The sequence below is a fragment of the Roseivirga sp. 4D4 genome (genome assembly GCF_001747095.1).
In the GTDB taxonomy this organism is placed as follows: domain Bacteria; phylum Bacteroidota; class Bacteroidia; order Cytophagales; family Cyclobacteriaceae; genus Roseivirga.
Genome location: NZ_MDGP01000001.1, coordinates 230539 through 243136, shown reverse-complemented (window position 1 = coordinate 243136; position 12598 = coordinate 230539). Strand labels below are relative to the sequence as shown.

At 42.0% G+C, this 12598-nt stretch carries 7 protein-coding genes and 2 pseudogenes; 8 read left to right on the top strand and 1 reads right to left on the bottom strand.

All coding sequences use genetic code 11. The annotated features are described in order from the left end of the window. Nucleotides 1–13 precede the first annotated feature (13 nt). Nucleotides 14–811 carry a LytTR family transcriptional regulator DNA-binding domain-containing protein gene (locus tag BFP97_RS01010; RefSeq protein WP_069844141.1) on the bottom strand — a complete coding sequence of 266 codons (798 nt, stop codon included), beginning with the start codon at nt 809–811 and terminating at the stop codon, nt 14–16. Nucleotides 812–990: 179 nt separating this feature from the next. Here BFP97_RS01010 and BFP97_RS01005 point away from each other — a divergent pair, with 179 nt between their 5' ends. The 8 genes and pseudogenes from BFP97_RS01005 (at nt 991) to BFP97_RS00980 (ending at nt 12524) form a co-directional block, all read left to right on the top strand. After that, on the top strand, nt 991–1335 hold the full coding sequence (locus BFP97_RS01005) for a PadR family transcriptional regulator (protein ID WP_069840632.1): 345 nt from the start codon (nt 991–993) through the stop codon (nt 1333–1335). 76 nt (nt 1336–1411) lie between these two features. Next, nucleotides 1412–4039: an ABC transporter permease gene (locus tag BFP97_RS01000; RefSeq protein ID WP_069840631.1), complete on the top strand. Its 2628-nt coding sequence runs from the start codon at nt 1412–1414 to the stop codon at nt 4037–4039. Beyond that, nucleotides 4032–4226 (top strand): annotated as a pseudogene (locus tag BFP97_RS20905) (permease prefix domain 2-containing transporter); the annotation flags it as partial. The gene BFP97_RS01000 and the pseudogene BFP97_RS20905, both read left to right, overlap by 8 nt. Then, nucleotides 4203–4991: pseudogene (locus BFP97_RS20900) on the top strand (ABC transporter permease); the annotation flags it as partial. The pseudogenes BFP97_RS20905 and BFP97_RS20900, both read left to right, overlap by 24 nt. Nucleotides 4992–5021: 30 nt before the next feature. After that, nucleotides 5022–6692, top strand: a complete 1671-nt coding sequence (locus BFP97_RS20895) for an FtsX-like permease family protein (RefSeq protein ID WP_410527950.1) — start codon at nt 5022–5024, stop codon at nt 6690–6692. Beyond that, nucleotides 6689–9310 carry an FtsX-like permease family protein gene (locus tag BFP97_RS00990; RefSeq protein WP_083262355.1) on the top strand — a complete coding sequence of 874 codons (2622 nt, stop codon included), beginning with the start codon at nt 6689–6691 and terminating at the stop codon, nt 9308–9310. Before BFP97_RS20895 ends, BFP97_RS00990 begins: the two co-directional genes overlap by 4 nt. A 275-nt stretch (nt 9311–9585) precedes the next feature. Further along, complete coding sequence (locus tag BFP97_RS00985; RefSeq protein WP_069840630.1) at nt 9586–9924, top strand: PadR family transcriptional regulator; 339 nt, start codon at nt 9586–9588, stop codon at nt 9922–9924. Continuing rightward, complete coding sequence (locus tag BFP97_RS00980; RefSeq protein ID WP_083262354.1) at nt 9921–12524, top strand: ABC transporter permease; 2604 nt, start codon at nt 9921–9923, stop codon at nt 12522–12524. Before BFP97_RS00985 ends, BFP97_RS00980 begins: the two co-directional genes overlap by 4 nt. The last annotated feature ends 74 nt before the right edge of the window (nt 12525–12598 follow it).

Below are 12598 nucleotides of genomic sequence, written 5' to 3'. Positions count from 1 at the left end.
TGGCGAAAACGCACTATTCTGTGGTGGAATTGACAGCCTCTTCTACTACAGGCTGATATGTTTTGGAGACAGGCACTTCTATGTCACTTGAAAGCACCACATTTATCTTCCGATTTCCGGTTCTCCATTGTTTAAAATGGAAGGGATTTATAAGAAATGATCTATGCGTTCTGATTAACTCTGGACGAGCGATCTCTACATCCGCAAGCTTATTCCTAATTAACTGTTTTTTCAATAACCCATCCTCTTTGTAAGTAATCTCTACGTAGTTATCGGAGGATTGAATACAGATCAAATCATTCAGCAGCAGTTTAAGGCTTTCATAATTACCACTCCCCTTGATTTCTATTTTCTGTTCCTCTAGTTTCTTTTCCTTGTACTTACCAAAAGACCAACGACCAATGGCTATAATGGGAAAGATTGTTAGGATACCTGGCAGATAGATTGCCCTAGCAAAGTAGTATAAGGTGTAAGCATTTGGGTGCTGATCCATCACAATATAGTAGTAGACAGATCGAGTAATCACGAAGCCCAAAACTACCAAAACCAAAAATTGAAGCAGCTCACTCCCTAGAGACCAGCGTTGATTATTGCTTTTGAAGAGCCACTGCTGAAATGGGAGGGTCAGTAGATAACAGATTGAGGTGAAAATCCCATATAGGGGCATATACAAGAGTTTCTCGCTAGAACTAAGTTCGCTTACGTCTAGTGGCTCGGTGAAATACAGAAATACGAACACCCAAACAGCAATACCAAATGCCACAAACAGGTGATGCTTTAAAGAGGGGTCGAACGGATACTTACTTTTCAACTCTTGAATATGACTGAGCCACAATATTATCTCTTCTAAAGAAAGAATTGTTCGAAGTGCAACTTTTTTTATCCCTTCATGCAACCCCTGGGGCCCATTTGCATCTATTAGTTACTAAAAAGTAGAACATATTAAATAATCGTTCCGTATATTTGTTCTACAATCTAGTAACATACATTATGAAGGAGACAAAATTAGGAGACTTCGAAGAGACCATTCTTCTGCTAGTAGGCATACTTGATAAAGAAGCTTATGCTTTCAAAATCTCAGAAGAATTCGAAGCACAGACAGAACGTGCCGTTTCAATAGGTGCAGTCCATTCTACCCTGAACAGATTAGGAGAAAAAGGATTTCTCACCTCAGAAATGGGTGCTTCAACTGCCGAACGTGGCGGAAGAAGAAAAAGAATATATACGATAACCGCCTCAGGACAACGTGCCTTGCAAGAGTCGAGAGATTTTAAAATCTCTCTATGGGATCAGTACCCTTCCCTTGCCGGTGGCAATTTGAATTTTAACATTTGATTTCCTCCTCAAGAGGAGGTGCCCGAAGGGCGGAGGAGGTATTACCACCCCCTACCCCCGCCAGCGGGGGACAAAAATGAAAGACAACAATCACCATATCACCCCACCCCAACTGGCTGAAAAGCTATTGCTATTCTTTTTAAAAGAAGACTTAGCAGAGGAAGTTTTGGGCGATTTGGATGAGAAGTTCTATTCTCAAACTCAAAAATTCTCTGGCCGAAAGGCCAAACGCAACTACTGGTATCAGGTCATCAATTACATGAGACCTTTTGCCTTTAAATTTTTAAGGTCAAAACTCTTTAACAACAACAGTATGATAAAGCACAACTTCAAAATCAGCTATCGTCAGATGCTGAAAAACAAAGCTTACTCTTTTATTAATATATCAGGACTTGCCATGGGTCTTGTTGTGGCCATGCTTATTGGTTTATGGGTTCAAGATGAACTCGCCTTCAACAAGTCTCACAGCAACTTTGAGACTACATATCAGCTGCTCCGTCATGAAAAAGAAGATGGAGAGGTTTATACCAACAATGCCTTGGTAACAGGCATGGGCACCTATATCAGCACGAGTTATCCTGACATGGTTGAGAACACGGTAATTTCTCGTGCCAGGACACAAAATAGAGTAATCAGTAATGGTGACAATAAATACAGGCAAGTTGGGCACTTTATGCAAGCAGGTGCCCCTGCTATGCTTGGTCTTGAAATGATTAGGGGAACTCATGATGGCTTGACGGACATGGGCTCCATCCTACTTTCAGAGTCTTTTGCCAAAAGGCTTTTCGGGGACGAGGACCCAATGAACAAATTAGTCAAAATGGATGCTGGAGCCGATCTAATGGTAACCGGTGTCTACAAAGACATTCCCAACAACTCAAAATTTTCAGAAGGCAAATACTTTGCTAGAATTGAATTAGTAGTAGGCCCAGACAATATGAATATATGGGAAAACTATAATGTTGACATCTACGTTCAACTCAAGCCCAATGTAAAGCCGGAAGCGCTTAGTGTGCTCATCAATGAGGCATTCCAGCCCAACCTAAATGACTACGCCAGATCAACTGAAATGGAGTTCTTCCTCCACCCTATGAAAGACTGGCACCTAAATTCAGAATGGAAAGACGGTGAGCCGATTAGAAGTCAGGCCATGAATTTTGTTTGGCTGTATGGAATAATTGGGCTTTTCGTACTAGTGCTGGCCTGTATTAACTTCATGAACCTCAGTACAGCCAGGTCAGAGAAAAGAGCTAAAGAAGTGGGTATCAGAAAAACACTGGGTTCTCTTAGAAAGCAGTTGATCGCCCAATTCTACATCGAATCATTCCTTTATAGCATTCTGGCATTCGGTTTATCATTACTCTTGCTCTTTGCGATGCTCCCTTGGTTCAATGGCGTTTCAGGCAAAGCCATTTCGGCACCATGGCAAAGCACGCAGTTCTGGTTATTAACAAGTGGGTTTGTTGTGTTGACCTCTCTCTTATCCGGATCTTACCCGGCCTTCTACTTATCTTCTTTCAAACCTATTAAGGCCCTAAAAGGTGCTTTAACAGGAGGAAAAAGAGCTTCAATTCCTAGAAAAGTATTAGTGGTCTTCCAATTCACTATATCAATTGCCCTGATCATTGGCACCATAACAGTGAACAATCAAATTCAAACAGCTAAGCAAAGACCAGTCGGCTATTCGCCAGAAGGGATGCTTTCGATAAGGCCAGCTTCCCCTAACTTAATCTCTAAAAGAAAGGTGATTAAAGAGGAGTTATTGAAAACGGGGATGGCTGTTGCAGTAGGAAACTCTAATTATCCGGTAACAAATACACTGGGCTGGAACCCAGGCTTCACTTGGGACGGTATGGATCCAAACTTTACCAAATCATTCAACACCATTAGCATATCACATGGGTATGCCGATGCTGTGGGCATGAAATTCATTGCCGGAAGAGATTTTTCTGAGGAATTCGAAACTGACAATAGAGCTATCATCATTAATCGCTCGGCCATGGAGGCCATGAAGTTAGAAAACCCAGTGGGCACAACAGTTACTTACAACCCTAGCTGGAGAGAATCCAGGACCTACACCATCATTGGCGTTGTAGAAGACATGATCAAGGGTTCTCCTTTCGATCAGACTTCATTGTCGGTCATGTTCCTCGATGAAGGTTTCATGCAATGGCTATACATTCGACTCAACCCTGATGTTAGTGCAAGTCAATCCATTCCAGTAGTAGAAAAGGTTTTCAGCGAAGTGTTTCCCGAAGCACCATTTGATTTCACTTTTGCTGATGATGATTACAATGCAAAGTTTGAAGCAGAGCAGCGTATTAGTAGCCTGGCGCAGTTCTTAAGCATCTTAGCTGTCTTCATCAGTTGTCTTGGCTTGTTTGGCTTAGCCTCATATGTGGCAGAGCAAAGAACCAAGGAAATTGGAATTAGAAAAGTACTTGGCGCCAGCGTCACTGCCCTTTGGAGGTTACTATCAAAAGATTTTGCCCTACTGGTGCTTTTGTCCTGTGTGATATCAATACCGTTGTCTTACACTGTTCTAGATGGCTGGCTTCAGGGCTACGCAGTAAAAACAGAGTTATACTGGTGGATTTTTGCCGCAGGTGCTCTTGGTGGTCTCTTGATTACAATTATCACCGTAAGTTTTCAGGCGCTTAAAGCGGCCGTTGCCAACCCAGTAAAATCATTAAGAACTGAATAGCAATAGAAATATCGCTCCTCCCCGGATTGCCGAAAAACTCCTTCTATGGTTCTTGAAAAGTGAACTTGCGGAAGAGGTTTTAGGCGACCTGGATGAGAAGTTCTACAAGGTTCTTGAAGAAAAAGGACATCGTGGGGCACGGAAAATTTATTGGCTTCAGGTCATGAAATACTTCAGGCCTTTTGCCATCAAAAAAACAAGACTCAGGTTACCCAAAATAGCAACCATGCAAAGACATTATCTTAAGGTTTCATGGCGAAACTTACTTCGTGATAAAGCCTTCTCATCCATTAAAATTGGAGGTTTCGCTGTGGGCATAGCAGCATGCATCCTCATCTCATTATACATCAACCACGAATTGAGCTATGACAAGCACTATCAAGATCAGGAAAGCATTTATCGAATAGCCAACAACTATCAAAGTGAGGAATACTCGGAGATGTGGACCAACCTCGAAGGACCATTCAAGCCTGTCTTGGAGGATAACATTCCGGAAATCGATCTTGTAGCACGGGTGGTACTTTGGAGGTGGGGAAAAGTTGGGGAAAACCATATCCGTCCATCCAACACACTTAACAACATATACGAAGGTGGTTTCTTCTATGCAGACCCTGAGTTATTCGAAATACTTGAGGTACCAATGGTCTATGGCAGCCAAAAGGAAGCATTGAACGCCCCAAATAGCATTGCCATTTCCAAATCGAAGGCAGACAAATACTTTCCCAATGAAAACCCTGTGGGAAAGCAGCTAATACTGAATGATGATACAGAAAGAGCCTATACCATTGGTGGGGTATTTGAAGATTTTGTTTCGACCTCTCACCTCCAAGGTGATTTCATCATGACGCTGAAAGACCGTAAGTCTGGGCCAGGTACTTCGGGTTGGTGTTGCACCAACTATAATTTTTACGTCAAACTAACACCTAACGCAAACAAGACAGCTATAGAGCAAAAATTGACCAATGTCAGAGACACCTATGTCATGGACAAGTACAGGGAAATTGGTAAAAATGGCTTAGAAGACTTACAAAAACATCAATCTTACTACCTACAACCTGTTGAAGACATCTATTTGAATAAACAGAATATTGGTGACAATATGACTCATGGCTCTCACGACATCGTTTGGATTTTTGGTGGAGTTGCTTTGACCATTCTCCTACTGGCCTGTTTAAACTTCATCAACCTGTCTACGGCAAAATCTATCAAAAGAGCCAAAGAAGTTGGCTTAAGAAAAGTCGTGGGCTCACAAAGGTCTGGTTTAGTCGTTCAGCACTTAACGGAATCATCGTTTTACAGCCTTTTATCAGTCGTTTTAGGCACTTTGATTGCATGGGGGCTGATGCCTTTATTCAATAAAATTTCGGCAGAAGCTTTAGTCATTCCTTGGTCCTCTTGGTGGTTTGCCCCCACCCTGTTGTCCGGAGCCCTCCTGATAGGTTTTCTTTCGGGTATTTATCCTGCCTTCTACCTCTCCAAGTTTAATCCCATTGAGGTTTTAAAAGGAAAGGCTAGCAGTGGCGCAAGCACTTCCTTCTTCAGAAACAGCATGGTTGTCTTCCAATTTACCGTAACAGTCATTCTAATCATTGCTGCCATGGTTACACAGAAACAGTTCCAACACTTCATGAACAAGTCTCTCGGTTTTGAAAAGGAACAAGTCGTAAACATACTCGGGTTAAATAGCCTAAAGGAAAATGAAAGGGGGGTCTTTAAGGAAGAACTAGAGCGAATAACAGCAATTCAAAGTGCTAGTTTAGGCGACTACTTACCCGTAGAAGGTGGACGCAATACCAATTTTGGTTTCGAACTGGTTGAAAAGAAAGGCTTGGAAGAAGGTTTCGAGGCAGCCCGATGGATGGTTGACGAAAACTATTTAGAGACCATGGGTATGGAATTAGTCAGTGGCAGAAATTTCACCGATCAATCCCTGGACGAAACATCGATCATCATTAATGAAAGCATGGCACATCAATTCGGACTTGATGATCCCATTGACACCCAAGTGATAGATATGTTTGATGGTACTTATCGCATCATTGGAGTTGTCAAAGACTTTTATTTTGAGTCATTGACCAGTACAGTCCGACCTTTAGCAATGGTACGTGGTAAGGGAAGAGAAACAATTTCCTTGAAGTTAAATTCATCTAATATAGAACAGACTTTAGCTGCTGTCAATTCGGTCTGGGAAGGATTCAAACCAAACCAGCCCATCAGATATAGCTTTATGAATCAGCGCTTTCAACGCATGTATGAAGACCTGATTAAGGCCAAAACTCTTCTGATCATTTTCTCCGTTCTATCTGTCACGATTGCCTGCCTTGGGTTATTCGCTTTATCTGCATATTCCGTAGAGCAGCGAATAAAAGAAGTCAGTGTACGAAAAGTCCTTGGAGCAAGTGCTCAAATGATTTTCAAATTGCTCGCTGGAGATTTCATCAAATTGATACTAATATCAATAGCCGTTGCAATTCCAGTGGGATGGTTGCTCATGGATGAGTTACTAGGCGACATGACCAATCGTATCAGTCTGTCCTGGACCATTTTTGCTTTGGCATCGCTAATGGCACTCGTCATTGCCATCATTACGGTAAGCTTTGAATCAATCAAAGCAGCCCTTATAAACCCTGCAACAAGATTAAGGTCTGAGTGAATCGAGGTAAAAACCATATTAACCCTCCTCGCCTAGCAGAAAAACTACTTCTATGCTTTCTCAAAGACGAGTTGTCAGAAGAGGTGCTGGGAGACCTGGAGGAGAAGTTCTACCATACCCTAGATAATCGGTCAAAGCTTAGGGCCAAGAGAAATTATTGGTACCAGGTCTTTAAATACATGAGACCTTTTGCCTTCAAAAACTATCGGTCACCCCGAAGCTTCGGGGCAAATACAACAGCCATGTTCAGACACAACATTCTTATCTCATTTAGAAGCTTCTCGCGCTATAAAAGCACCTTTCTGATTAATCTATTCGGACTTGCCACTGGTCTTGCAAGTGCCCTTTTGATTTACCTCTGGGTCAATGATGAGATCAACACAGACAGATTTCATGAAAAAGATAGTGATCGGCATGTTCAGGTGATGCACTCTTATCCAACATCTGGCAGCTATTTCACAGAAACGGAAGGAGGAACGCCTAACCCGCTATTCGAAAGACTACCCAAAGATCTACCTGAAATTGAGTATTCTTTCCCTGTACATGCTGGAACTAGTTATCAAGGGGTGCTATCAGTTGGAGACAATAATTTAAGGGCCAAATATCAATTCATTGGCAAAGGCTATTTCAACGTATTTCCGGGAGATTTCATTCATGGAAATAAGCAGGAAATACTAACAGAAAAAGGTGAAGTAGCCATTTCCGAAAGTCTTGCCCTATCCCTTTTCGGATCTACTGAAAAAGCGATTGGTGAGTTAGTAGAATTCAGAGATGAGTACTATGGAGGAAGCTATATCGTCTCGGGAGTTTTCAAACCAACTCGGAATAGTTCAACGGCATTTGACATGCTTTTCAGCTATGAGCTGTTTCGAACTCCCGACATGATGCAATGGTACAATAGCGGTACACAGGCGCACTTGGTACTAAAAGAAGGGGTTGATTTAGTTGAGTTTAACGCCAAGCTCAAAAGCTATCTATCAACACTATCTGAGAATTGGAAAGACATTTTATATGCACAACCATACTCAGAGCGCTACCTCTATCGCAAATACGAAAACGGTGTACCTGTTGAAGGAAGAATAGTTTATGTCAGAATATTCTCCATTATCGCACTATTCGTATTAGCCATTGCCTGTATCAACTACATGAACTTTTCAACGGCCAATGCCTCTAGGAGAATCAAAGAGATTGGCGTAAAAAAGGCAATTGGCGCTAGCCGAAAAGCACTTATCAATCAGTATTTCGGAGAATCCATTTTCATGGCATTCCTCTCATTGGCTATCGCAATGGGCATCACATTATTATTGCTACCTCAATTCAGCGTAATAACTGGCAAAGAATTGACATTGGAACTATCACAAAATGTCATTGTAGGCATTTTATCGATCACCCTATTCACAGGAGTAGTTTCAGGCATTTACCCTGCGCTTCTGCTTTCAGGCTTTGCCTCTGTTATAGCGCTAAAAGGTAAATTAAAGAGTGAAGCAAAAGGACTTTGGCTTCGCAAGGGCCTGGTTATCTTTCAATTCGCTATTTCTGTCACCTTGATCGTATCCGTCATCGTGATCTACAAACAGGTTGAGTTTATTCAGACGACCAACCTGGGGTATAACAAAGACCATATCATCACTTTTAAAAAAGAAGGTAAACTCAAAGAAAACTCCGAAGCCTTTTTTACAGAGGTAAAAAGTATATCTGGCGTAGTCAATGCATCTCAAATGAATGGTGACCTACCTGGCAGAATAGGCTACACACAAGGCCTCAAATGGGAAGGCATGAGCGATGAAGACAAAAGCCTGAGGTTCTACAGAATGAGTGGTGGCTATGACCTGATCGACCTGTTAGGTATCAAGATTAAAGAAGGTCGAGATTTTTCGAAGGACTTCCCTACCGATAAGGATGCCTATATTCTAAATGAGGCTGCTATTTCAATGATGAATTTAGAAAACCCTATTGGTCAGAAGATTGGCAACTTGAATCCAAGGGCAAAAACAAAAGAAGTGATTGGGGTTGTAGAAGACTTTCACTTTCAATCGCTACAAGAGGAAGTACGGCCTTTCTTCTTTTCTATTAGTGATAGAGCAGAAAAATTCATCGTCAAAATACAGGCCGGTACTGAAAGAGAAACCATCGCCCGAATTGGTAAACTGTATGAAAGCTTAAACGAAGGATACCCCTTTGAATACAAGTTTTTGGACGATGACTATCAGGCAGTTTATGCTTCAGAAGAGCGTGTTTCCCTACTGTCCAAATACTTTGCAGGCATAGCCATTGCCATTTCTTGCTTGGGATTGTTGGCCTTGACTGCATTTAGCACACAAAGAAGGTTTAAGGAAATTGCGATAAGAAAAGTCTTAGGTTCCAGTGGAACTGGTATTGTTAGGCTTCTCTCTCAAGACTTCATCCTTTTAGTATTTATAGCGATTCTAATAGCCTTACCGGTAAGTTATTACCTCATGAAAAACTGGCTCAATGACTTTGCTTTCCGCATTGGCTTGGACCCAATGTACTTCATGATAGCCGGAGTACTCATGATGGTCGTGGCTTGGCTTACAATTATTTCTCAGACAGCTAAATCGGCCAAAGTAAATGTAACAGAGAGTTTGAGGAGCGAATAAAATGTCCTCCTCTAGAGGAGCCTGCCTGCCGGCAAAGGCAGGGTACCCAAAGGGCGGAGGAGGAATCCCCCCACCCTCGCCAGTTTCTGCGCTCAAGCTTCGGCAGAAGAGTAGCGGGGGAGAATCAAAAACCGAGAAGGATTAGGTGCCGACCCATCTTATTAGTCAGCAATAAATTAGTCCACTTTTAAATGCTCATGCAACTTTAGAAAATATTTCTTCTCTTTTCCGTAATATATTTTCATTTTTATTGTTTCTTACCAAAAAGAGAGTAAATGAAGAAAGTAACTTTAGGAGCCTTCGAAGAGCTCGTTCTACTGACCACGGGGGTACTTCAAGACAACGCATATGGAGTCACCATCAAACTCGAACTTGAAGAACAACTCAATAAAAACATCAGTCTTGGTGCCCTTTACTCTGCCCTTCAGAGACTGGAAGAAAAGGGATGGGTGAATTCCAGAATTGGTGGAATCACCGAAAAGCAAGGAGGCAGGAGAAAACAGTATTTCGATATTACCAAAGAAGGTATGGCGGTACTCGATGAGGCGCGAGCTATGCGAAACTCTCTCTTCGATCGTTTGCCCCAAACCAAAATCAATCTGCTCAAATCATGAGTCTGGAGCGACAAAAACCACAGCCACCACGATTTGCCAGATGGTTACTCGATAGCTTCTGTTCTTATGACTTCCTGTCTACCGCCCTGTGGGATATGGAAGAGTTATTCCATCGAAATGCAAAAATCAAAGGAGCTCGAAAGGCTAAATGGCTCTACTTAAAAGAGGCAATCAGCGTTGTTATCTATCTTTTTTTCAAAGGAAAAAGTCAATACTCAATCAACAAAACTGCTATGTTCAAACACAACATTCTAATCTCAATAAGAAGCTTTCAACGCTTCAAAAGTACATTCTTTATCAACCTCATTGGTTTGGCTAGTGGTCTGGCCTGTGCCCTACTCATTTATCTCTGGGTAAGTGATGAAGTTGGCATAGATCGTTTCCATGAAAATGACGATCAACTCTATATAGTCCTTCAACACAATCATTGGGGAGACGAAGTAGAGACTGATGAGTTTACACAACGCATGCTAGCGGCTAGCTTGTTGGAAGAATTCCCAGAAGTAGAAAAGTCAATTTCTGTTAATGAAGATTGGGCTGAAACTCCTGGAATTGTCGGTTATGGTGAAAAAAAGTTCAAAGCCAAGGACAATCAAATCGATCCAGACTTCTTCAATATCTTTTCTTACAGGCTGCTCAGAGGCGACAAGGACAATCCCATACCAAATTCCAAATCAGTCTTAATATCCGATGAGTTGGCTGCAAAATTATTCGATAAGCAAGAGCTAGCAGTTGGTAAAACCATAAGTTGGGATCAAGAACGGATGTCAGGGGAATTCCAAATAGTAGGCATTTTCGAATCACCTAAGCAGTCTTCAAGAAAATTTGATCTCTTGTTTTCCATGGAACTCCTTGTTGAAAGGTATGCACCTTACAGTAACTGGAACAGTAACAATGAAAGAACTTACTTGCTCATGAAAGAGGGCACCGATATGGCAGCCTTCAATCAAAAAATCGAGCGTTTTCTGACTACCAAAATGGAAAATGTGCAAAACACACTTGAGGTTCAAAAATATAGCGACAGATACTTGTACGGCACATTTAGCAATGCACAACAGACTGGGGGTCGAATCACATATGTGCGTCTCTTCAGTCTGGTAGCCCTTTTCATACTTGTGATTGCCAGTATCAATTTCATGAACCTAACTACAGCCAAAGCCAGCAATCGGATGAAAGAAATCGGGGTCAAGAAGGCTATTGGTGCGAGGAGAAAAACGATCATATGGCAGTACATGTCTGAGTCTGTAATGCTCTCCTTTATTGCCCTCTTCGCTGGCTTATTTCTGGCTTATGCGTTCCTTCCGCAATTCAACTTGATCACGGGTAAATCTTTGAGCCTCTCATTTGAATTGAACCTTATCGTTTCAGCCCTTTTGATCACATTAGTGACAGGCCTTTTATCTGGTAGTTATCCTGCCCTATATCTATCTGGCCTCCACCCTATTTCCATGCTCAAGGGAAAACTTCAAACGACCTTCGGTGATACCTGGTTGAGAAAAGGCTTAGTAGTCTTTCAGTTTGCCATTTCCGCAATTCTTATCACCGCTGTCATGGTAGTTTCCCAGCAAATCAATTATATCCAGTCAAAAAACCTGGGTTTTGATCGTGAAAATCTCCTCCGCTTCGATTATGTAGTGGAAGATGGTCCCGGTTATCGAGCTTTTCAAGAGCAACTCAGGAACATTCCCGAAGTAATGAGCGTAGCCGGAGCAATAGATGATGCCACGGGCATGCATGGAGGAACCAGCTGGGTTAATTGGCCTGGAAAAGATCCAAATCAAAGAAGCTATTTTGAAATAATTGAAGTGGGTTATGATTTCCTGGAAGCAATGGGAATTGAAATGGCAACAGGAAGGAGTTACCAAATGGGAAGAGATGAGCCCGGCCGTAGCAAAATGATTTTCAACGAAGCAGCCATCAAACTTATGGGGATTGAAGACCCCATTGGGAAAGTCGTGGAAGTACAGAACGAAAAATCAGAAATAATCGGTGTGGTCAAAGACTTCCATTTTCAATCTATGTACAACGACATACACCCACTATACATACAATTGACTGATGAGTTAGAATACACATTAATCAGATTGCAGTCGGGAGCTAATTTCGAAGCACTTGATAAAGTGGAAGACATATACGATGAGCATTTAGGAGGAGTGCCTTTCGACTTTACATTCATTGATGAGGATTTTCAAGCAGTATATAAGTCAGAACTCAGTATATCACAGCTTTCGCGCTACTTCGCAGGTGTTGCCATTATCATTTCATGTCTAGGTTTACTCGGTTTAGCAGCCTTCACAACAGATAAGCGTTCTAAGGAAATCGGCATTAGAAAAGTACTTGGTGCTGGTGCAGCAAACATCATCTACCTCCTGTCCACTGACTTTAGTAAGATGGTTATACTCGCATTACTCATAGGCTTACCCATTAGCTATTTCATGGCTGACGCCTGGATTGGCAACTTTGCTTATGGCATCAACCTGAAGGTCTCGAACTTTGCATTTGTGGGACTGCTTACCTTGCTAATTGCCTGGTTAGCCGTTGGCTTCCAGACCATGAAGGCAGCGAGTACCAACCCTGTTGATTCCCTCAGGTCTGAGTAAAAGAAGACTGATTTAGTGAAATTTATTCCGTAAGGTGCAACCCTTTGAAATATTTACTCTCTTTTTCGTAATAA